A 21,682-nucleotide genomic window follows, 5' to 3' on the forward strand; every position below is an offset into this window, starting at 1 on the left:
GCGCTTTCCCCAGGGTCCCCGCAGCCCTCACACTCCCCAACGACGACAACCACAGTAAGGTCCCCGTCTTTGCGGGTGATGTCACCCGGCACTCCGTAGCACGCTTGCGACAATCGGCCCGGCCGCGTCGATGCCGTGCCCGCCGTCCTGGACCATCGCGGCGGCGGCGACGTCGCCCCGGTACCCGGTGAACCAACTGTCCGACTTCGCCTGCCCGTCGGCCTCCGCCGAGCCGGTCTTCGCGCCGAAGTCGGGGCCGAGCCCGGACATGACCCCGGCCGCGGTGCCGCTGGTCGCTGTGCGGTTCATCATGGCGCGCAGCTGCTGGACCGTGCTCTGCGACAGCCCGCGCGCGCGTGCCGGTTCGCGGTGGTCCAGGCTCAGCGGCACGAGCACCGGCTGCCGGAAGGTGCCGGTCCTCGCGGTCGCCGTCACGGAGGCCATGTTGAGCGGGCTCATCTGGACCTGGCCCTGGCCGATCAGGGCGGCCGCGGTGTCGGGGCCGCCGGCGGCGGGGACCCGGCCGTCGAAGGACGGGACACCGATCTGCCAGTTGTTCTGCCCGAGCCCGAACCGCTCCTGGGCCTCCCTGGTGAGGGTGTCCACCTTGACCTCGTCCGCGAACTTCACGAACGCCGTGTTGCAGGAGCGGGCGAAGCTGTCGGAGAGGGTGGCGTGGTAGTCGGGCTTCAGATCCTTGAGGTTGTGGAAGGTCTGGCTCTCGGAGACGGCGGACGGAGGGCAGGGCGCCGGGCCGTTCGCGGTGGTCAGGCCGTTGTCGATGAGGGCCGCCGCGCTGATGATCTTCATGGTGGAGCCGGGTGGGCGTTCGCCCAGGAGGGCCGCGTCGAAGCCGTCGTCGCGGTGGTTGGCGACGGCCAGGATCTCGCCCGTGCTCGGCTTGACGGCCACGACGGACGCATCGGCGTACTTCCGCACGGCCGTCTCGGCAGCCGCCTGCGCGCCCGCGCTGAGCGTCGTCGGGAGCTTTCCCGGCTTGCCCTTGGCGAGGGTGAGGAGGGTGGTGTCGGCCGCGCCCTCCGCCGTCCCCGTCGTGCCTTCGTGCCGTATCACCAGCTCCACGCCGGCCCGGCCGCCCGTCTTGTCGCCGTAGCGCTTGCGCAGTTCGTCCAGGATCGGGCCGAGCGACGGGTACGTCTCCTTCGTCAGCACCTTCCCGTCGCGGTCCACGGCCTCGATCGGCGGGGCCGCGGACTCGCCCGTCATCAGGGTGTCGCCCTTGCGCAGCTGCGGATGGACGACGGAGGGCTGCCAGTCGACCAGCGGCCGGTACGAGGTCTTGCCGCGTACGACGGTCAAGCGGCTCTCGTAGCTGAGCGGTTGGGTCTTTCCCCCGTACGACACCGTTGCCTTGACCGTGAAAGGCACGGTCGTGCCGGTGGCCGTACCGGGCGTGATGTGCACCTTGGTGATGTGCGCGTCCCCGCCGTACGCCGCGAGCAGCTCCCGTGCCGCCTCCGGGAAGTTGGTGTACGTCGCCGCGGTCGAGGCGTCCCCCTTCTCCCAGGCGGCGAAGAACTTCCCGGTGGTCTCCTCGACCTCCGTACCGCTCGGCGGCCCGCTCTTCACGACCGCGGGACCGCCGCCCGTCCCCCCGTCACCGCTCAGCGCGGACATGATGTTGTAGGCGCCGTACCCGGCCCCGCCCAGCATGACCACACACACAGTGCCTATGACGGCACCCTTGACCCCGTTGCGCATGGCGCGCTTCCTCCCCGTGGACCCTGTTGAACGCGTTCAAAACAGGTTGCGGGAGCACTGTATGCGCTTGTGAGGTCACTGAGACGGAAGTTGTCGAAACCGTGACTCATGCCGGCTCCGAACGACTGCCCGGTCAGACCCAGGTGTCCAGCCACATCCGCGACCGCCAGCTGTCGATCGGGATCGCCGTGCCCGTGTACAGCGGCCAGAAGTAGATGAAGTTCCAGGCGATCAGCAGCACCAGGACGCCCGCCGCCGACGCGCCGATCACCCGGCGGGTCTCGCTGGAGTTCGGTGGGCCGATGATCGCGCCGATCAGCATCGCCACCGCCAGGCACAGGAACGGCAGGAAGACGACCGCGTAGAAGAGGAAGATCGTCCGCTCCTGGTACATGAACCAGGGCAGGTAACCGGCCGCGATGCCGCAGGCGATGGCGCCGGCCCGCCAGTCGCGGCGGAGCAGCCAGCGCCACAGCACGTACAGGATCGCGAAGCAGGCCGCCCACCACAGCAGCGGTGTGCCGATGGCCAGCACCTCCCGGGCGCACTTCTCCCCGGCGTCGGCCGGGCAGCCGTCGGCGCCGGGGGAGGGGGACTCGTAGAAGTACGACACCGGGCGGCCCAGCACGAGCCAGCTCCACGGGTTGGACTGGTAAGTGTGCGGGGACGACAGCCCGATGTGGAACTTGTAGACCTCGTGCTCGTAGTGCCACAGGCTGCGCAGCCAGTCCGGCAGGAAGGTCCAGTGGCCGCCCCTGCCGTCGGTCGCCGCCCAGTTGCGGAAGTAGCCGCCGGTGCCGTTGGACGGGGAGAGGATCCAGCCGGTCCAGGAGACCAGGTAGACGGTGAGCGCCACCGGGAACGTCGCGAGGAACGCGATCCCGGTGTCGTACTTGAGCGCCGCGAGGTACGGGTTCCGGGCGCCGGCCACCTTGCGGGCGCCCGCGTCCCACAGCACCGCCATCACGAAGAACGCGCCCAGGATGTACAGGCCGTTCCACTTCGTGCCGATGGCCAGCCCCAGCATCAGCCCCGCGCCCCAGCGCCAGGGCCGCCAGCCGAAGCGGAAGGTGTCGCCGACGTGGTCGTCCGGGCGTACCCGGCCGTCGGGCCCGGCAGGCAGCGCGGCGGCCAGTCTCTGCCGTGACCTGTCCCGGTCGACGATCAGGCAGCCGAACGCGGCCACGACGAAGAACATCAGCACGCCGTCGAGCAGCGAGGTCCGGCTCATCACGAAGTGCAGGCCGTCCACCGCCATCAGCGCGCCCGCCAGACAGCCGAGGAACGTCGAGCGGAACATCCGGCGGCCGATCCGGCACAGCAGCAGGACCGAGAGGGTCCCCAGCACGGCCGTCATGAAGCGCCAGCCGAACGGGTTGAACCCGAACATCAGCTCGCCCAGGCCGATGACGTACTTGCCCACAGGGGGGTGCACGACGTACGCCGCGTCCGTGGGGATCGCGAGATGGCCGTGCGTCTGCAGCACCAGGTCGTTGGCGTTCTTGTCCCAGTTGACCTCGTACCCGCGGTGGACGAGCGCCCAGGCGTCCTTGGCGTAGTACGTCTCGTCGAATATCACCGCGCGCGGGCTGCCCAGGTTCCAGAACCGCATCAGGCCCGCCATCAGCGTCACCAGCAGCGGACCGACCCAGCCCGACCAGCGGCTGATGCGCTCCGCCAGGACCGGCGGGACGCCCAGCACCTGCCACAGGCGCGGACTGGGCTCGGTGTACGGCGGCACCAGCCGGTCGCGTACGTCACCCGAGGGAGCGTCCTTGGCGGGCGCGTAGCCGAATCGGCGCAGCCGCTGCTGCCACGACGGCCGCTGGTCGTGCGGTGCCTGGCCCTGCCGGAGGTCCGTGGAGGACGCGGTACTGGTCACCGCGCCATCGTAGGGAACCGTTCTGTGTGAGTCCCGTGCATGTGAGGTACCGGTCGGGATGCGGTCGCTTTCACCCCTCCCCGGCGGCCCTGGGAGGATGGGGGCGTGACTGGAACCCTTGTCCTGGCAGGTACCCCCATCGGTGACATCGCGGACGCGCCGCCCCGGCTCGCGGAGGAGCTGGCGGGCGCCGATGTCGTGGCCGCCGAGGACACGCGGCGGCTGCGTCGGCTCACCCAGGCGCTGGGCGTGACCCCCAAGGGGCGCGTGGTGTCGTACTTCGAGGGCAACGAGTCCGCCCGCACCCCCGAGCTGGTCGAGGAGCTGCTCGGCGGGGCGCGCGTGCTACTCGTCACGGACGCGGGGATGCCGTCGGTCTCCGACCCGGGGTACCGGCTGGTCGCGGCCGCCGTGGAGAAGGACGTCAAGGTCACCGCCGTCCCCGGGCCGTCCGCCGTGCTCACCGCCCTCGCCCTGTCCGGGCTGCCCGTCGACCGGTTCTGCTTCGAGGGCTTCCTGCCGCGCAAGGCGGGGGAGCGGCTGTCCCGGCTGCGGGAGGTCGCCGCCGAGCGGCGGACGCTCGTCTACTTCGAGGCCCCGCACCGGCTCGACGACACCCTCGCGGCGATGGCCGAGGTCTTCGGCGCGGAGCGGCGGGCCGCCGTCTGCCGCGAGCTGACCAAGACGTACGAGGAGGTGCGGCGGGGGCCGCTCGCGGAGCTGGCGCGGTGGGCCGCGGAGGGCGTCCGCGGGGAGATCACCGTCGTCGTGGAGGGAGCCCCCGAGGCCGGCCCCGAGGAACTCGACGCCGCGGAGCTGGTCCGCCGGGTGCGGGTCCGGGAGGAGGCCGGGGAGCGGCGCAAGGAGGCGATCGCCGCGGTGGCGGCGGAGGCCGGGCTGCCCAAGCGGGCTGTTTTCGACGCGGTGGTTTCAGCCAAGCACGCCGGGGGGTGAACCGGGTTCGTCCGGCTGGTGCCTGCTGAAATATGCCCTCTGAGCAGGGGCGTTCTCTTGTGAGCGCGCGCCCCATGGGAGGGCAAAAGGGGGGCGCGAAAGGCAAAGACCAGACCCCGTGCCAGGGGCCGATTTGGCAAGCGTCGTCCAAATCGCCTCCAACACTCGACAGGCCAGATGCATTCGCTCCGGTGGAGGCGTCCACTGGTCGAAGGGACGCACCCGTCCCTCGCCCCAGGGGATTCCGGGGGGAATCCCCGCTTCGGGGCGCTTGTCCAGCGGTACAGAGGAGCTGGCATGAGTGAGTTCGCAGGGCAGTCCGGCCTCCGCGGTACGGCCACAGCCGTCGTTCACGAGTCGTATTCGTTCGCCTGCATGCGATGCGGGCACGGCTGGGAGCAGTCGTACGAGATAGAGCACCACACCGACGGCGACGGCCACGAGTTCGTGCGGTACGTGGCCGACGGGCGGATCGTGCCGTCCCCGCTGAGCCGGCCCGCGTGCCAGAACTGCGACGGCCACGTCGTGCGGATCATGCGCGCGGGTCAGGTCGCGTCGGTGCGCAGCGCGGCGGAGGGGCACCATCACCCCGCTCCGCAGGGCGGCCCGGTCGAGGCCCCGGAGACGCCGGGCCAGGCCAAGGAGCCGCACCACTGGCACCTGTCCGATCTCCTGCACCCGTTCCAGCGCCGGGCGAGCTGACCCGAGGGGCGATCGATCAGGCGTGCCCCTTTCGTAGGATCGGGGCATGCCTTCGAACGCCGACAAGAACGCGGCACCGCCGCTCCCGGAGCCCCTTCGGGTGCCCGTCGCCGACTCCCACACCCACCTCGACATGCAGTCCGGGACCGTCGAGGAGGGCCTGGCCAAGGCCGCGTCGGTGGGTGTGACGACCGTCGTCCAGGTCGGCTGCGACATCAAGGGCTCGCACTGGGCCGCCGAGACGGCCGCCGCGTACGAGAACGTCCACGCGACCGTCGCCCTGCACCCCAACGAGGCCCCGCGCATCGTCCACGGCGACCCCGACGGCTGGTCCCGGCAGGGCGCCCGGCAGCCGGGCGGCGACGCCGCGCTGGACGAGGCGCTCGCCGAGATCGACCGGCTGGCCGGGCTGCCCCACGTGAAGGGCGTCGGCGAGACGGGGCTGGACTACTTCCGCACCGGCCCCGAGGGCAAGGCCGCCCAGGAGCGGTCCTTCCGCGCCCACATCGAGATCGCCAAGCGGCACGGCAAGGCCCTCGTCATCCACGACCGTGACGCCCACGCCGACGTCCTGCGCGTCCTGAAGGAGGAGGGCGCCCCCGAGCGCACCGTCTTCCACTGCTACTCCGGCGACGCCGAGATGGCCGGGATCTGCGCCCGCGAGGGCTACTTCATGTCCTTCGCCGGCAACGTCACCTTCAAGAACGCCCAGAACCTCCGGGACGCCCTCGCCGTCGCCCCGCTGGAGCTGGTCCTCGTGGAGACCGACGCGCCCTTCCTGACGCCGGCGCCGTACCGCGGACGGCCCAACGCCCCGTATCTGGTGCCGGTCACGGTGCGCGCGATGGCCGCCGTGCGCGGCATCGACGAGGACACGCTGGCGACGGCGCTCGGCGCGAACACCGCCCGCGCGTTCGATTACTGACCGCACATTCGGCGCGCAACAGTACGTAGTCGCGTCGCTTTGGACAGTGACATCCGCTCCGCTAGGTTCTGGGGGCCCGATCCGGACCCCTCTGGCTCCCCTGGAGCGTGTCGGCGTGAGCAAGTCGCAGTACGAGACGTACGACCCGTACGGCCCTGACGCCTCCGTACACACCGCGGAGACGCTGCCCTACGGGACGTACGAGGACACCTACCGGCCCGCCTACGAGGCCGACGCGTACTTCGTCACCGAGCCGGTGCTGCCGCTGCCGCGGCAGATGGCGGGCGTGGCGAGCGAGTCCCGCGTGCCCGATCCGGTGGTCCCGGAGTCCGGCGCGCCCGCGGCGGCGGGCGGGCGTGCGGTGCGCCGGCGCAGGGCGCGCTCCGCCGAGCGCCCGGAGTCCGCCGTACGCCGTCTGCTGCCGCAGGCGCTGGTCGTCGCCTTCCTCGCCGGCGGCACCACCGCCTTCGTCGCCGAGGACAAGGCGGTCGAGCTGAGCGTCGACGGCGAACAGCGCACCCTGCACACCTTCGCCGACAACGTGTCGGACCTGCTGGCCGAGGAGGGCGTGCGCGTCGGGACGCACGACCTGGTCGCGCCCCGCCCCGGCGAGGCGCTCGCCAGCGGCGACGAGATCGCGGTGCGCTACGGGCGCCCCGTACGGCTCACCCTCGACGGCGAGCGGCGCGAGGTGTGGACGACGGCGCGCACGGTGGACGGGGCGCTCAGGGAGCTGGGGGTGCGCGCGGAGGGTGCGTACCTGTCGGCTTCGCGCTCCCGGAACATCGGACGTGCCGGGCTCGCGCTCGACGTGCGCACCGAGCGCGCCGTCACGATCATGGCGGACGGCCGCACCCGCACCATCCGCACCAACGCGGCCACCGTCCGCGAGGTCGTCGAGGAGGCCGGTGTCACCCTGCACGGCCAGGACACCACCTCCGTGCCGCCCGGAAGCTTCCCGCGCGACGGGCAGACGGTGACCGTGCTGCGGGTGACCGGCACCAGGGAGGTGCGCGAGGAGCAGATCCCCTTCGAGGTGGAGCGGACCGAGGACCCCTCCCTCTTCCAGGGCACCGAGGTCGTCGAACGGCCCGGACAGCCCGGGCTGCGGCGGATCACCTACTTTCTGCGCACCGTCAACGGCGTCCGGGAGAAGCCACGCCGGGAGAGGTACGAGGTGGTGCGGGAGCCGCGCAGCCAGCTGGTGAAGGTGGGCACCAAGCCCCGGCCGCCGTCCGTGCACGGCGCGGACCATCTCAACTGGCAGGGTCTGGCCGTCTGCGAGTCCGGCGGCCGCCCGCACGCGGTGGACCCGTCGGGGACGTACGGCGGGCTGTACCAGTTCGACACGTACACCTGGCACAGCCTCGGCGGCAGCGGGCGTCCGCAGGACGCGTCGGCGGAGGAGCAGACGTTCCGCGCGAAGAAGCTGTACGTACGCCGGGGGGCGAGCCCTTGGCCGCATTGCGGGGCGCGGTTGCACAGGTGAGTGGGCCGTTCTTCGGCTGCGGGTGCGTGGGGGCTGGTCGCGCAGTTCCCCGCGCCCCTAGGGAGTTGCAGCCCCGTCGGCCGCATACGCACCGCCCGTAGCTGCGGGCAGTCGTGCCGCTGGGGCGGCGCCCACCCGGCAGCGGCCGTCATGCCTGCGCAGCTGCGGGCAGTCGTGCCTCCCCCAGTGCCTTAAGGGCCTGGGGGGACCCCCAGGCGGCACGGGTGGGCGCAGCGGCACCCCGTCAGCGCCGGGCCGCGCGACCCACCCCCGCCCAGCTGCAGCACCGGGCGCCCCGGCAATCGCTGCAGCACCGGGCACCTGACAACCCCGTGACCTCGCTGCAGCACAGGCCACCTGGCAACCCCCGCACCCACACCCCCGTACCCTTGTCCCGTGAGCAGCCCCACCCCCGACGCCCTCCTCGGCCCCGCCGACATCCGTGAGCTCGCGGCAGCGCTCGGTGTCCGCCCCACCAAGCAGCGCGGCCAGAACTTCGTGATCGACGCCAACACGGTCCGACGTATCGTCCGTACCGCCGATGTCCGCCCCGACGACGTAGTCGTCGAGGTCGGCCCGGGGCTCGGCTCCCTCACCCTCGCGCTGCTGGAGGTCGCCGACCGGGTCACCGCCGTCGAGATCGACGACGTCCTGGCCGGCGCGCTGCCCGCGACCGTCGCCGCGCGCATGCCGGAGCGCGCCGACCGGTTCGCGCTGGTCCACTCCGACGCGATGCACGTCACCGAGCTGCCCGGCCCCGCCCCGACGGCCCTGGTGGCGAACCTGCCCTACAACGTGGCCGTACCGGTGCTGCTGCACATGCTCGACACCTTCCCGAGCATCGAGCGGACGCTCGTGATGGTGCAGTCCGAGGTCGCCGACCGGCTGGCCGCCGCACCCGGCAACAAGGTGTACGGCGTCCCGTCCGTGAAGGCCAACTGGTACGCCGAGGTGAAGCGGGCCGGCGCCATCGGGCGCAATGTCTTCTGGCCCGCGCCGAACGTCGACAGCGGGCTGGTCTCGCTGGTCCGGCGAGCCGAGCCGATCAGGACGACGGCCTCCAAGAAGGAGGTCTTCGCGGTCGTCGACGCGGCGTTCGCGCAGCGGAGGAAGACCCTGCGGGCGGCGCTGGCCGGCTGGGCCGGGTCCGCCCCGGCCGCCGAGGCGGCGCTGGTCGCGGCCGGGGTCTCGCCGCAGGCGCGCGGGGAGTCGCTGACGGTGGAGGAGTTCGTCCGGATCGCCGAGCAGAAAGAGGCGGGCGCGTGAGCGTGACGGTACGGGTACCGGCGAAGGTCAACGTCCAGCTCGCGGTGGGCGCCGCCCGCCCCGACGGCTTCCACGACCTGGCCAACGTGTTCCTCGCGGTCGGCCTGTACGACGAGGTCACCGTCACGCCGGCGGACGAGCTGCGCGTCACCTGCGAGGGTCCGGACGCCGCCCAGGTCCCTCTGGACGGCACCAACCTCGCCGCGCGCGCGGCCGTCGCGCTCGCCGAACGCCGGGGCGTCGAGCCGGCCGTGCACATCCACATCGCCAAGGACATCCCGGTCGCGGGCGGTATGGCGGGCGGCAGCGCGGACGGCGCGGGTGCGCTGCTCGCCTGCAACACGCTCTGGGGCGCCGGCGCCTCCCGCGCCGAACTCCTCGCCATCTGCGCCGACCTGGGCAGCGATGTGCCGTTCAGCCTGGTCGGGGGCGCGGCCCTCGGCGTCGGGCGCGGTGAGCGGCTGACCGCCCTGGAGGTCGGCGGCACCTTCCACTGGGTGTTCGCGATGGCCGAGCGCGGGCTGTCCACCCCGGCCGTCTTCCGTGAGTTCGACCGTCTCGCCGAGGGGCGTGCCATTCCCGAGCCGGTGGCCTCGCCCGACCTCATCGACGCGCTCGCCAAGGGCGACCCCGACGCGCTCGCGGCCGCGGTCTCCAACGATCTCCAGCCCGCCGCGCTCTCCCTCTTCCCGGAGCTTGCCGACACCCTCGCGGTGGGGCGCGGCGCGGGCGCGCTGACCGCGCTCGTCTCCGGCTCGGGCCCGACCACGGCGTTCCTCGCCCGCGATCCCGAGTCGGCGTCGAAGATCGCCGAGGCTCTCGAGGCCTCCGGCACCTGTCGCACGGTGCGCACGGCAGCGGCGCCCGCGCCCGGCGCGACCGTACTGCCTGCATAGATATACGGGCCGGGTGTTACCTACTTCACAGTAATTTAATGTTCATCATTTCCGCCATGATCCCTTTCGTGCCCCTCTGATCCATGGCGACGGCTGGCATGATCAGCCGTCCCCGGTCCTGGTTACCGGCGGTAGAGAGGAAGCTTCCATGGGGCACATGGACCACTTCAGCGCCGGATGGGTCACCCCCGTCCTGTCCTACGCGATGGCCTGCGTCGGCTCGGCCCTGGGACTGCGCTGCACCGTCAGGGCACTGGAGGCGACGGGCGCCTCCAAACGGAACTGGCTGACCCTCGCCTCCTTCGCCATCGGGTCCGGCATCTGGACCATGCACTTCGTCGCGATGATGGGCTTCTCCGTGGAGGGCACGCCCATCCGCTACGACGTCCCGATGACCGTGCTCAGCCTGGTCATGGCGATCGCCGTCGTCAGCGCCGGTGTGTTCACCGCCGGATACGGCCGCTCCCGCGTGACGGCGGTCGTCCTCGGCGGCCTCGGCACCGGGCTCGGCGTCGCCGCGATGCACTACACCGGCATGGCCGCGCTCAACCTGCACGGCTCCGTCGGCTACGACCCGCTGCTCGTCATCGCCTCCGTCGCCATCGCCGTCGCCGCGGCGACCGCCGCGCTCACGCTCTCGCTCATCGTGCGCGGCCCCGTCCTGGCCGCGCTCGCCGCGCTCGTCATGGGGCTCGCGGTCAGCAGCATGCACTACACCGCGATGTACGCCGTCACCGTCCATCTCGCGCCCAGCAACGCCGAGTTGGCCGGGGCCACGGCCACCGAGTTCCTCTTCCCGCTCGCCGTGCTGCTCGGCTCGTTCCTCTTCCTGACCTCCGCCTACGTCGCCCTGTCCCCGACCGGCAAGCGCCACGAGTCGGCCGTCGCCGCCGAGCTGCTGCGCGAGGTCGAACTCACGACGGCCTGACCGTCCCCCTCAACACCCCCGACCCGCCCGGGAACCAGAGTCCACGAGCCCCCGGTTCCCGGGCGTGCTCCTCCCTGAACGAGGTCCCCCATGCGTGTGCGTCGCACCTCCGAAAGACTCCGCCCCAGATCGGTCCGCGCGAAGATCGTCGCCCTGCTGATGCTGCCCGTGGTGTCCCTCATGGCGCTGTGGGCCTACGCCGCGGTGACGACCGTCGCCGGGATCGGCGACACCGAGCGGGCCAAGGACGTCAACGCCGAACTCCTCGCCCCCGTGGCCGACTTCGTCACCGCGCTGCAGGCCGAGCGGACCGCCGCCACCCGGTACGCCGTCCGGCCCGACGCGCACTCCGCCGCCGCGCTGAAGACCGCCGGCGCCGCCACCGACCGGGCGACGACCGCGCTCGCAGACGGGATCAACGCCTCCGCCTCCGACGCCGCCCTGCTCAACTCCGCGCTCCCCGCCCGCATCGAGCGGCTGTCCGCCGACGCCGACCGGCTGGCGACGGTGCGCGCGCAGACCCAGCAGAAGGGCAAGGCCGCCGCGGCCTACACCGCCTACGGCTCCGTCATCGAGCACGCCTTCGCCGTCACCGGGGCGCTCACCGGCGAGAAGGGCACCGACTCCGCCTCCCAGGCGCGCGTGGTGCTCGAACTCTCCCGCGCGCGCGAGGCGGTGGCCCGGGAACAGGCACTGCTCGCCGCCGGAAGCGCGGCCGGGCAGCTGACGCCGGCGCAGTACACGCGGTTCGTGGGCGCAGCGGCGACCCGGCAGGAGCTGCTGGAGCCGGCGGTCGCCGACCTGAAGGCCGCGCACCAGGCGGCGTACGACAAGGTCCTGCACAGCGCCGCCTACAAGAGGCTGGCCGCGGTCGAGGACCGGGTCGGCGCGGCCGGGCCCGGCACGACCGCCGTGTCGGCGACCGCGCTGTCCGGCTGGGACACCTCGGCCGCCACCGTGCTCAAGGGCCTCACGGCCGCCGAGGAGGGCGCCGGTACCCGGGCCACCGCCCAGGCCGACCCGTTCGGCTGGAGCACGCTCGGCGCGTCCGGTGTCGCCGTCGTCCTCGGTCTGGTCGGCGTCCTGCTGTCGCTGCTCGTCTCCGTGCTCGTCGGCCGCGGCCTCATCGTCGAACTCCTCGACCTGCGCAACGACGCCCTGGAGGTGGCCGGCCGCCGGCTCCCGCAGGCCATGCGCAAGCTGCACGCCGGGCAGGGCGTCGACATCGACGCGGAGGCACCCATGCGCCGCCTGGTCGGCGACGAGCTGGCCCAGGTCGGCACCGCCCTGACCGCCGTACAGCGGGCCGCCCTCAAGGCCGCCTCCGAACGCGCCGAACTGCTCAGCGGCATCTCCGGCGTGTACGTCAGCCTCGCGCGCCGCAGCCAGGTGCTGCTGCACCGGCAGCTCGACCTGCTCGACGGCATGCAGCGGCGCCAGCACGACCCCGCGGAGCTGCAGGACCTGTACCGCGTCGACTACCTCGCCACGCGCATGCGGCGCCACTCCGAGAGCCTGCTGATCCTGTCCGGCATCGCGCCCGGGCGCGGCTGGCGGGACCCGGTCCCGCTGGCGGACGTGCTGCGGGCCGCCGTCGCCGAGATCGAGAGCGCGACCCGGGTGCAGATCTGGGCCGTGCCGCAGGTCTCGGTGGCCGGCGGCTCGGTCGCCGACGTGATCCATCTGCTCGCCGAGCTGGTCGAGAACGCGGCCGCCTTCTCCCCGCCCAGCACCAAGGTGCAGCTGCGCGCCGCGCAGCTCCGGGACGGGGTGCTCGTGGAGGTCGAGGACAGCGGCTTCGGCATGAACGAGGAGGCGATGGCCGAGGCCAACCGCAAGATCCAGTCGGGCACGGTCGACCTGCTCGACGCCAAGCAGATCGGCCTGTTCGTGGTCAACCGGCTGCGTGAGCGCCAGGGACTGCGGGTGGAGCTGCGCCCCTCGCCGAACGGCGGCGTCACCGCGGCCGTGCTGATCCCGGAGAGCCTGACCCGGGACGGCGTCCCCGCCGCGACGGCCGGCCGGACGCGGGGCCTGGCACCGGCGGCCGGTCTGCTTCCCGGCACGGGATGACCGTCCCCGGGGGCCGCTGACCAGCGGCGGGAAGGGGCGCGGCCACCGCCGACTACGCTTGAAGGTCGATCCGTCCCCCTTGGCAGGAGTGAAATGGCCGTCAACCTGGTCAATGTCGAGAACGTCAGCAAGGTGTACGGCACCCGTGCCCTGCTGGACGGCGTCTCGCTCGGCGTGTCCGAGGGCGACCGGATCGGTGTGGTGGGCCGCAACGGCGACGGCAAGACCACGCTCATCCGGATGCTCGCCAAGCTGGAGGAGTCCGACACCGGACGTGTCACCCACTCCGGAGGGCTGCGCCTCGGTGTGCTCACCCAGCACGACTCCCTCGACCCCGCCGCCACCGTCCGCCACGAGGTCATCGGCGACATGGCCGACCACGAGTGGGCCGGCAACGCCAAGGTCAGGGACGTGCTGACCGGGCTGTTCGGCGGGCTCGACCTGCCCGGCTTCCCGAAGGGGCTCGACACCGTCATCGGGCCGCTGTCCGGTGGCGAGCGGCGCCGGATCGCGCTCGCCAAGCTGCTCATCGAGGAACAGGACCTGATCGTCCTCGACGAGCCCACCAACCACCTCGACGTCGAGGGCATCGCCTGGCTCGCCCGGCACCTGCAGAACCGCCGCTCGGCGCTGGTGTGCGTGACGCACGACCGGTGGTTCCTCGACCAGGTCTGCACCCGCATGTGGGACGTGCAGCGCGGCGACGTCTTCGAGTACGAGGGCGGCTACTCCGACTACGTCTTCGCGCGCGCGGAGCGCGAGCGGATCGCCGCCACCGAGGAGACCAAGCGGCAGAACCTCGTCCGCAAGGAGCTGGCCTGGCTGCGCCGCGGGGCGCCCGCGCGTACCTCCAAGCCGCGCTTCAGGGTCGAGGCCGCCAACGAGCTGATCGCGGACGTGCCGCCGCCCCGGGACAGCAGCGAGCTGATGAAGTTCGCCTCCTCCCGGCTCGGCAAGACGGTCTTCGACCTCGAGGACATCACCGTGCAGGCCGGGCCCAAGGTGCTGCTCAAGCACGTCACCTGGCAGCTCGGCCCCGGCGACCGCATCGGCCTCGTCGGCGTCAACGGCGCCGGCAAGACCTCGCTGCTGCGGGCCATGGCCGAGGCGGCGCGGACCGAGGGGGAGGAGCAGCCCGCCGGCGGCCGCATCGCCGTCGGCAAGACCGTGAAGCTCGCCTATCTCTCCCAGGAGGTCGCCGAACTCGACCCGGCCCTGCGGGTCCTGGAGGCCGTGCAGCGGGTCCGGGAGCGCGTCGACCTCGGCAAGGGCCGCGAGATGACCGCCGGGCAGCTGTGCGAGACGTTCGGCTTCAACAAGGAGAAGCAGTGGACGCCGGTCGGTGACCTCTCCGGTGGCGAGCGGCGCCGCCTCCAGCTGCTGCGCCTGCTCATGGACGAGCCCAACGTCCTCTTCCTCGACGAGCCCACCAACGACCTCGACATCGAGACCCTCACCCAGCTGGAGGACGTCCTCGACGGCTGGCCCGGCTCGATGATCGTCATCTCCCACGACCGGTTCTTCGTGGAGCGCACCACGGACCGGGTGTTCGCCCTCCTCGGCGACGGCACCCTGCGCATGCTGCCGCGCGGCATCGACGAGTACCTGGAGCGGCGCCGGCGGATGGAGGAGGCGGTCGCCGCGCAGGCCGCCGCCGTGGCGCCCAAGGCGGACGCGACGGAGAAGAGCGCCGCCGACCAGCGCGCCGCCAAGAAGGAACTCCAGCGGATCGAGCGCCAGTTGGACAAGGTCTCCGAGAAGGAGTCCAAGCTGCACGCCCAGATCGCCGAGAACGCCACCGACTTCGCGAAGGTCGCCGAACTGGACGCCCAGTTGCGCGATCTGGCCGTGGAGCGCGAGGAACTGGAGCTGCGCTGGCTGGAACTCGCAGAAGACGCGTGAAGGGCGCGTGAAGGCGCATAACGAGGGCATCACGGGCCGGTCCTCCCTTGGGAACAGGGGTTGAACCGGCCCCGTGCCTTGTCAGTTGTGAGTGATAGAAAGAGCCGTCTGAGAACTTTCTGAGTACGACTCTGGGTCATCACGAACCTCAGGGCGTGGCTAAAAATCAGTGATCGAACGGGGGAACGCGCTGATGGCTCAGCCGCCCAACCAGCCGCCGCAGGGCGGCTTCGGACCGCCGCAGGACCAGCCGCCGACCGGCGGCTCCTTCGGCGCACCGCAGAACCCGCCGCCTCCGCAGGGGCCTCCGCAGACCCCGCCGCAGCCGGGGTACGGCTACCCCCAGCAGCCCGGCCCGTACGGCCAGCCCGCCCAGCCGGGCCCCTACGGCCAGCAGCCGGGACCGTACGGCCAGCCGAACGCGTACGCTCCGCAGCCCCAGCCCGGCTACGGATATCCGCAGCAGCCGCCCCAGTTCCCGGGCGCGCCCGGCACCGGGCCCGGGAAGCCGGCGTCCAAGGGGAGGACGGCGCTGATCGTCGCTGCCGCGGTGGCCGCGCTGGCCGTCATCGGCGGCACCGTCTACGCGGTCACGAGCGGCGACGGCGGTGACAAGAAGCCGGTCGCCCAGAAGAGCGACGACGGCAAGCAGTCCTCCGGCGCGCCGGTCAACCCCGGTGACGGCAGCGGCGACGGCGGTGCGGACCCGGAGAACCTCAACGCGGGCCGCAAGCCCGGCGAGGCGAAGGTGCTCTGGTACAAGACCGCACCCGACGCCCCCGGTTCCGGTGCCGACGCACCGGGCATGTGGATCACCGGCAAGACGGCGGTCAAGGCGGCGTACAAGCAGCTCGTCGCCTACAACGTCGGCAACGGCGACCCGAGCTGGGACCCGATCACCTTCCCGCAGAAGATCTGCGCGGTCACCTCACAGAAGTCCGCCGACGACAAGATCGTCGTGGCGTACATGAGCGGTGTCAGCGACCGCGCCAAGTGCAACCAGATCCAGCAGATCGACCTGAACACCGGCAAGAAGGGCTGGAGCGGCGAGGTCGCCGACGGCGAGCTGTTCGACAGCGCGATCAGCATCGAACTGACCATCAGCGGAAAGACGCTGATGGTGGGCCGCTCGCAGTCGGGCACGGCGTACGACCTGGAGACCGGCCACAAGCTGTACGACAAGAAGAAGTACGGCACGAGCTGCTTCCCGACCGCGTTCGCGGGCGGCACGGGCCGGCTGGTCCAGGTGGCCTCCTGCGGCGCCGGCGGCAGCAACGCGCACGACGAGATCCAGGAACTCGACCCGGCCAGCGGCAAGGTCAGGTGGACGCAGCCGGTCAAGAAGGGCTGGACGGTCGCGCGGACCTATTCCCTCGACCCGCTCGTGGTGTATCTGACCAACGAGAGCAAGAAGGCCTGGAACATCTCCACCTTCACCAAGAGCGGCAAGTTCCGCTCGGAGGTCAAGGTGAACGAGAAGTTCGCCCCGCGCTGCGGCTGGGCGGTCCTCGAACGCGACCTGCAGGGCTGCCAGGGCGTCGCCGTCGACGCCGACACGCTCTACCTGCCCACCGACACCACCAGCGGCGCCAACGAGATCGTCGCCGTCAGCCTGGCCGACGGCAAGGAGAAGTGGCGCGTCAAGTCCCCCGCGGACGAGTCGATGTCCCCGGTGAAGACCGAGGGCGGCAAGCTGATCGCGTATGTGCATCCGTCGTACGAGGCGGGCGGCCAGATCGTGTCGATCCCGACCACCGGCGGCTCGCACACCACGACCAGGTTGCTGCAGAACCCGGCGGGCACCGCGGAGATCGAGGACACCTTCTTCGACGGCGCCGTCGACTGGGCCGACGGGCGTTTCTTCATCTCCTCCACCCGGTTGTCCGGCAACGACGACTCGAAGGAGAAGCTGATGATGGCCTTCGGCAAGTGAGTCCCGGCCCGTCTCCCGTCCTCCTTCCGCCGTCCGGCCCCGAGCGCTTCACCGAGGTATCTCCGTCATGACCCAGCCGCCGCCTCCGCCGAATCAACCGCCTCAGCAGCCCCCGCAGCAGGGCGGTTTCGGCCCGCCCCAGCCCCCGGCACCTCAGCCTCAGCCCGGATACGGCTATCCCCAGGCACCCCAGCCGCCCCAGGCCCCCCAGCCCGGCTACGGATACCCCCAGGCCCCGCAGGCACCCCAGCCCCCGCAGCCGCCCCAGCCCGGCTACGGCTACCCCGGCGCGCAGCAGAACCCGTACACCCAGCCGGTCCCGCAGCAGGGTTACGGCTACCCGGGCGCTCCCACCGTGCCGATGTCGCCGCAGCCCGCGCAGCCCGGCGGCGGGAGGAACAACACCGCGCTCGTCATCATCGTCGCGGCGCTCGTCGTGATCGGTCTGATCGTCGGCGGCGGGGTCTGGTACGCCAAGTCCTCCGGGGACGACGGCAAGAAGGACGACAACGCTAGCTCCAGCGGGGGCACGGGCGGCAAGGACGGCTCCGGGGGCACGTCCGGGGGCGGCAAGGAGAAGGTGCCGGCGAACCCCGCCGCCAAGATCCTCTTCCAGGTCCCGCTGCCCAAGACGAACGACTCCGTGGTCACCGCCGGCTCCTGGCTGACCGACACGGTGTACGCCAAGAGCGGGATCGCGGAGATCGTCGGCTACGACCCCGCCAAGGGCACCAAGCTGTGGACGCTGAAGCTGCCCGGCCCGGTGTGCACGGCCAGCAAGCACGCCACCGCGGACGGCAGAACGGCGATCGTCTTCCAGCCGAAGATGCCCGCGAAGAACTCCTTCGCGGGATGCAGCCAGGTCGCGGCCGTCGACCTCACCAAGGGCACCAAGCTGTGGACGAAGACGGTCAAGGCCGGCGACTCCGTGGTCAACCTGGAGAACGTGACGGTCTCTCAGCACACCGTCGCGGTCGGCAGCACCAGCGGCGGTGCCGCGTTCGACATCGACTCCGGCAAGTCGCTGTGGCAGCCGAAGCCGACGGACTCCTGCTACGACGCCGGGTACGGCGGCGGCGCCAAGCTGGTCGCGGTGCGCAAGTGCGGCAGCTACGGCAGCCGTGAGCTGCACATCCAGACCATCGACCCGACCTCCGGGAAGGTGATCTCCGACTACAAGATGGCCACGGGCATCGAGTACGCCAGCGTCGTCTCGACCGACCCGCTGGTGGTGGCCGCCGACGTCGGCGACAGCGCGGGCGACGGCAGCGGCATCTCGGACTACTTCTCCATCGACAACAAGACCGGCAAGCTGCTCACCCGTATCTCCGCGCCCGGCGACACCTACGCCGGCCGCTGCGACGGCATCAGCCGCGTCGAGGACTGCAAGGAGGTCGTCGCGGGGGCCGGCAAGCTGTACGTGCCGACCGAGGAGCACGACGGCACGGGCCAGTCCAGCAAGACCAACGAGATCGTCGCCTTCGACCTGGCCACCGGCAAGCAGACCGGCCAGCGCGCCGAGGCCGGCGACGGCTACACGATCACCCCGCTGCGCATGGACGGCGCCAACCTGCTCGCCTACAAGCAGCCGCCGTACGACAAGGGCGGCCAGGTCGTCAGCATCGACGGCGGCTCCTTCAAGGCGACCGAGCTGCTGGAGAACCCGGCCGCGGGGGACGCGCGGCAGGCGGAGTCCACGTTGCTCCCGGACTCCGCGGAGATCCTGTACGGGCAGGGCCGGCTGTTCATGTCGGCCGTGTACGCGCACAAGGTGTCGTACGGCAAGGAGTATCTGCTGCTCGCGTTCGGCGCGGGCGGCTGATCGCACGCCCCCGAGCGCTTCAGAGCGCCCGGGGTGAATGCCAGGTATTACCAGGGAGTGCCCCGGATTTCGTCGATCCGGGGCACTTCTCCTTCATAGGGGCAGCGCGACGTCGAACAAGCGTGTAGCTTCCGGGGGCATGAAGGCAGCGGAGCCGGGGGGCCCTCTGTCGTGGTGGACCGGTGGGCGTCCATAGTGGGGCATCCATAAGGGGGACTGGGGGGTTGCTCTATGGGAGTGCGGCTCATGGTCGTCGACGACCATCGCCTGCTCGCGGAGGCGTTGGCGTCGGCGCTGAAGCTGCGCGGGCACCGGGTGCTGGCGGCGGCGGCGCCGGTCGCGGGCGCGGCGGATCTGGTGATCGCGCGGGCGCCGGAGGTGTGCCTGCTGGGGACGGCGGGGCCGGCCGAGCCGGGGGCCTTCGACCCGGTGGTGAAGATCAAGCGGGACCGTCCGCAGGTGGCGGTGCTGGTGCTGGGTCCGGTGCCCTCGCCGCGAGGTATCGCGGCGGCCTTCGCGGCGGGGGCCTCCGGCTATGTACGGCACGATGAGCGCATCGAGGGCGTCGAGCGGGCCATCATGAAGGCCCGGGCGGGGGAGGCGGCGGTGGCGCCGCAGCTGCTGCAGGGTGCCTTCGGTGAGCTGCTGAACCCTGCGGCCCAGCCCGACGACGAGGGGCAGCGGCTGCTGCAGATGCTGACGCCGCGGGAGGTGGAGGTGCTGGTCAGAGTCGCCGACGGGGAGGACACCCGCCTGATCGCGGCCGGCATGGGCATCGCACCGAGCACAGCGCGTACCCATGTGCAGCGGGTGCTGATGAAACTGGGCGTGGGTTCTCGTTTGGAGGCGGCGGCGTTGGCTGCGCGCACGGGGTTGCTGGACCGTGCGGGCCCGCTGATGGATTCGGCGGGGCCGGAACTGTAGCCGGGCGGGGGTGGACGCGCTCACCGGCGCCGGCCGGGTGCCGCTGCGCCCACCCGTGCCGCCCCAGCGGCACGACTGCCCGCAGCTACGTGGGCTACTCCTTATTCTCCTTCTCCTCCGGCAACCCCTCCGGAGGAAGGGACGGCGGAGTGGGGCGGAGCTTCAGCCAGGCCAGGAAGAAGATGCCCAGGAGCAGCATGCCGATGCCGGTCCACAGGTTGATGTTGATGCCCTGGGCCTTGTCGATCTCGGCCTGGGAGTCGGTGATGCCGGTGATGGTGACGATGACGCCGTAGAGCACGAAGAGGCCGCCGATGATGCGGCGCAGGTCGAAGATGCGGGCCGCGGTCGCGGACTTGCCCTCCAGCTCGGTGACTTCCCGCTGGACGTCCTCCTCGGAGTAGTGGAAGTGCTCGTGCTCGTGACGGCGAGAGTGCTCGCTCATGGTTTCCTCATCCTCCCGCGGTCAGAACGAGAACGGGATGTAGCAGGCGGCGGCCAGGACGACCGCGCCCCAGCCCAGCAGGGCCGGCTTGCGGTACCAGGCCTCGTCGCCGGGGGCGGGTGGTTCGGCCATGCCGGGGGAGCGGGTGCCGTAGACCAGGCCCCGCAGTTCCTCGGCCGGCTTCGGGCTGGTGAACAGGGACACGGCGAACATGACGACCGCGCCGGCGACGAAGCCCGCGATCGCGGAGACGAAGTTGGCGCCCTGGTCGGAGGGGATCGCGATGATGCCCTTCTTGTAGAAGACGAAGTAGTTGACCATCGCGGTGACGGTGCCGGCGAGCAGCCCCCAGAAGCCGGACTTGGCGGACGCGCGCTTCCAGAACATGCCGACGATGAAGACGACGAACATCGGCACGTTGAAGAAGGAGAACAGCGTCTGCAGGTAGGCCATGATGTTCGAGAACGACGAGGCCAGGAACGCCGTGCCGATGGAGGCGACGACGCCGACCGCGGTGATCAGCCGGCCGAAGCGGACGTAGTACGAGTCCTCGCGGCCGCGCACGACGTAGCGGCCCCAGATGTCGTTGGTGAACACCGTGTTGAACGACGACACGTTGGCGGCCATGCCGGCCATGAACGCGGCGAGCAGGCCGGTGACCGCGATGCCGAGCACACCGTTGGGCAGCAGCTCCTGCATCAGGAAGGGGATGGCGTCGTTGTACTGGTAGCCGGAGGCGGGGGTGCCGAAGTGCGGGATGAGCGCGGCGGCGACCAGGCCCGGGATCATCACCAGGAAGACGATGAAGATCTTCGGGTAGGCGGCGATCAGCGGGGTGCGCTGGGAGGCGGAGAGGTTCTTCGCGGACAGCGCGCGCTGCACCTCGGCGAAGTTGGTCGTCCAGTAGCCGAAGGAGAGCACGAAGCCGAGGCCGAGGACGATGGTGAGCCAGTTGGCGCCCAGCGGGTTGGTGCTGCCGATGCCGGTGCCGCCCCAGGCGGTGGTGAAGTCCGGGCCGTGGGTGGCGGTGAGCTTGTCGGTCAGGCCGCTCCAGCCGCCGACCTTCTTCAGGCCGAGGACGGTGATCGGGATGAGGGCGGCGAGGATCACGAAGAACTGCAGGACCTCGTTGTAGATCGCCGAGGACAGGCCGCCCAGCGTGATGTACGCGAGCACGAAGGCGCCGGCGACCACGATGGCCACCCACTGCGGCCAGCCGAGCAGGGCCTCGACGACGATCGCGAGGGCGTACAGGTTGACACCGGCGATCAGGATGGCCGCGAAGGCGAACAGGATCGAACTGAGCAGGTGGGCGCCCCGGTCGAAGCGCAGCAGCAGGAACTCGGGGACCGAGCGGACCTTGCTGCCGTAGTAGAAGGGCATCATCACGAGGCCCAGGAAGACCATGGCGGGGATGGCGCCGATCCAGTACCAGTGCACGGTGTACGCGCCGTACTGGGCGCTGTTCGCGGCCATGCCCAGGATCTCCGTGGCCGCCAGGTTCGCGGAGATGAAGGCGAGGCCGGTGATCCAGGCGGGCAGCGAGCGTCCGGAGAGGAAGAAGTCGAGGCTGGTCTTCACCGAGCGGCGGGCCGCGAAGCCGATGCCGAGGACGACGACGAAGTAGATCGCCAGGATCGTGTAGTCCAGCCCGTTCGTGGGGAGCCGTAGCTCCGCCGCCAGTTCTGTGGGGGCATATGTGGGGGTTTGCATGAGAACTCGCTTCGTCGCGTGAACTGATCCAGGGCGGAACCTATGCCTCCGCGTTCAGCAATTGAACACTTCTGTTGATGTCCTTTGTTTGATTGTGATGGTCCAG

Annotated in this window: 16 protein-coding genes; 12 read left to right on the plus strand and 4 right to left on the minus strand. The window is 71.3% G+C overall.

Annotated features, from left to right (window positions below; translation table 11 throughout):
* Positions 1-81: 81 nt before the first annotated feature.
* Positions 82-1,722 carry a penicillin-binding transpeptidase domain-containing protein gene (locus BEK98_RS17145; RefSeq protein WP_094217378.1) on the minus strand — a complete coding sequence of 547 codons (1,641 nt, stop codon included), beginning with the start codon at positions 1,720-1,722 and terminating at the stop codon, positions 82-84.
* 133 nt (positions 1,723-1,855) lie between these two features.
* Positions 1,856-3,604 carry a dolichyl-phosphate-mannose--protein mannosyltransferase gene (locus tag BEK98_RS17150; protein WP_094217379.1) on the minus strand — a complete coding sequence of 583 codons (1,749 nt, stop codon included), beginning with the start codon at positions 3,602-3,604 and terminating at the stop codon, positions 1,856-1,858.
* Positions 3,605-3,709: 105 nt separating this feature from the next.
* Between BEK98_RS17150 and rsmI the strand changes: the two genes are divergently transcribed.
* From rsmI to BEK98_RS17210, 12 genes are all read left to right on the plus strand, one after another.
* Positions 3,710-4,558, plus strand: a complete 849-nt coding sequence (rsmI, locus tag BEK98_RS17155; protein WP_094217380.1) for a 16S rRNA (cytidine(1402)-2'-O)-methyltransferase — start codon at positions 3,710-3,712, stop codon at positions 4,556-4,558.
* Positions 4,559-4,855: 297 nt separating this feature from the next.
* On the plus strand, positions 4,856-5,260 hold the full coding sequence (locus tag BEK98_RS17160) for a hypothetical protein (RefSeq protein ID WP_094217381.1): 405 nt from the start codon (positions 4,856-4,858) through the stop codon (positions 5,258-5,260).
* 46 nt (positions 5,261-5,306) lie between these two features.
* On the plus strand, positions 5,307-6,185 hold the full coding sequence (locus BEK98_RS17165; protein WP_094217382.1) for a TatD family hydrolase: 879 nt from the start codon (positions 5,307-5,309) through the stop codon (positions 6,183-6,185).
* A 115-nt stretch (positions 6,186-6,300) separates the two neighbouring features.
* A complete protein-coding gene (locus BEK98_RS17170) occupies positions 6,301-7,674 on the plus strand; it encodes a resuscitation-promoting factor (RefSeq protein WP_094217383.1) in 1,374 nt (457 codons plus the stop codon).
* 396 nt (positions 7,675-8,070) lie between these two features.
* Positions 8,071-8,940 (plus strand): 16S rRNA (adenine(1518)-N(6)/adenine(1519)-N(6))-dimethyltransferase RsmA, encoded by an 870-nt coding sequence (rsmA, locus tag BEK98_RS17175; protein WP_094217384.1) that lies wholly within the window; start codon positions 8,071-8,073, stop codon positions 8,938-8,940.
* Positions 8,937-9,836, plus strand: coding sequence for a 4-(cytidine 5'-diphospho)-2-C-methyl-D-erythritol kinase (locus tag BEK98_RS17180; RefSeq protein WP_094217385.1), 900 nt, complete (start codon positions 8,937-8,939; stop codon positions 9,834-9,836). Before rsmA ends, BEK98_RS17180 begins: the two co-directional genes overlap by 4 nt.
* Before the next feature lie 148 nt (positions 9,837-9,984).
* The gene (locus BEK98_RS17185) at positions 9,985-10,764 is read left to right on the plus strand and encodes an MHYT domain-containing protein (protein ID WP_094217386.1); all 780 of its coding nucleotides are present in this window, start codon (positions 9,985-9,987) and stop codon (positions 10,762-10,764) included.
* Positions 10,765-10,854: 90 nt separating this feature from the next.
* The gene (locus BEK98_RS17190) at positions 10,855-12,837 is read left to right on the plus strand and encodes a sensor histidine kinase (protein ID WP_094217387.1); all 1,983 of its coding nucleotides are present in this window, start codon (positions 10,855-10,857) and stop codon (positions 12,835-12,837) included.
* Between the two features lie 93 nt (positions 12,838-12,930).
* Positions 12,931-14,739, plus strand: a complete 1,809-nt coding sequence (locus BEK98_RS17195; RefSeq protein WP_094217388.1) for an ABC-F family ATP-binding cassette domain-containing protein — start codon at positions 12,931-12,933, stop codon at positions 14,737-14,739.
* A 193-nt stretch (positions 14,740-14,932) separates the two neighbouring features.
* Entirely contained in the window at positions 14,933-16,672 is a 1,740-nt protein-coding gene (locus tag BEK98_RS17200) for an outer membrane protein assembly factor BamB family protein (protein ID WP_094217444.1), read from the plus strand.
* 67 nt (positions 16,673-16,739) lie between these two features.
* Complete coding sequence (locus tag BEK98_RS17205) at positions 16,740-18,494, plus strand: outer membrane protein assembly factor BamB family protein (protein WP_094217389.1); 1,755 nt, start codon at positions 16,740-16,742, stop codon at positions 18,492-18,494.
* A 231-nt stretch (positions 18,495-18,725) separates the two neighbouring features.
* Complete coding sequence (locus tag BEK98_RS17210) at positions 18,726-19,418, plus strand: helix-turn-helix transcriptional regulator (protein WP_094217390.1); 693 nt, start codon at positions 18,726-18,728, stop codon at positions 19,416-19,418.
* A gap of 94 nt (positions 19,419-19,512) precedes the next feature.
* Here the strand turns inward: BEK98_RS17210 and BEK98_RS17215 are convergent, their stop codons facing one another.
* Both BEK98_RS17215 and BEK98_RS17220 read right to left on the minus strand, forming a co-directional pair.
* Positions 19,513-19,863: a hypothetical protein gene (locus tag BEK98_RS17215; protein ID WP_094217391.1), complete on the minus strand. Its 351-nt coding sequence runs from the start codon at positions 19,861-19,863 to the stop codon at positions 19,513-19,515.
* A gap of 21 nt (positions 19,864-19,884) precedes the next feature.
* Complete coding sequence (locus BEK98_RS17220; RefSeq protein WP_094217392.1) at positions 19,885-21,576, minus strand: sodium:solute symporter family protein; 1,692 nt, start codon at positions 21,574-21,576, stop codon at positions 19,885-19,887.
* Positions 21,577-21,682 lie beyond the last annotated feature (106 nt).

The sequence above is a fragment of the Streptomyces diastatochromogenes genome (assembly GCF_002242805.1).
GTDB lineage: Bacteria > Actinomycetota > Actinomycetes > Streptomycetales > Streptomycetaceae > Streptomyces > Streptomyces diastatochromogenes.

What these genes read in the sequence shown, in the direction of transcription:
- BEK98_RS17205 (WP_094217389.1), top strand. Translation starts at nt 16,740, where the DNA reads ATGACCCAGCCGCCGCCTCCGCCGAATCAACCGCCTCAGCAGCCCCCG.
- BEK98_RS17215 (WP_094217391.1), bottom strand. Translation starts at nt 19,863, where the DNA reads ATGAGCGAGCACTCTCGCCGTCACGAGCACGAGCACTTCCACTACTCC.
- BEK98_RS17220 (WP_094217392.1), bottom strand. Translation starts at nt 21,576, where the DNA reads ATGCAAACCCCCACATATGCCCCCACAGAACTGGCGGCGGAGCTACGG.
- BEK98_RS17185 (WP_094217386.1), top strand. Translation starts at nt 9,985, where the DNA reads ATGGGGCACATGGACCACTTCAGCGCCGGATGGGTCACCCCCGTCCTG.
- BEK98_RS17190 (WP_094217387.1), top strand. Translation starts at nt 10,855, where the DNA reads ATGCGTGTGCGTCGCACCTCCGAAAGACTCCGCCCCAGATCGGTCCGC.
- BEK98_RS17165 (WP_094217382.1), top strand. Translation starts at nt 5,307, where the DNA reads ATGCCTTCGAACGCCGACAAGAACGCGGCACCGCCGCTCCCGGAGCCC.
- BEK98_RS17195 (WP_094217388.1), top strand. Translation starts at nt 12,931, where the DNA reads ATGGCCGTCAACCTGGTCAATGTCGAGAACGTCAGCAAGGTGTACGGC.
- BEK98_RS17160 (WP_094217381.1), top strand. Translation starts at nt 4,856, where the DNA reads ATGAGTGAGTTCGCAGGGCAGTCCGGCCTCCGCGGTACGGCCACAGCC.
- BEK98_RS17145 (WP_094217378.1), bottom strand. Translation starts at nt 1,722, where the DNA reads ATGCGCAACGGGGTCAAGGGTGCCGTCATAGGCACTGTGTGTGTGGTC.
- BEK98_RS17200 (WP_094217444.1), top strand. Translation starts at nt 14,933, where the DNA reads ATGGCTCAGCCGCCCAACCAGCCGCCGCAGGGCGGCTTCGGACCGCCG.
- BEK98_RS17210 (WP_094217390.1), top strand. Translation starts at nt 18,726, where the DNA reads ATGGGAGTGCGGCTCATGGTCGTCGACGACCATCGCCTGCTCGCGGAG.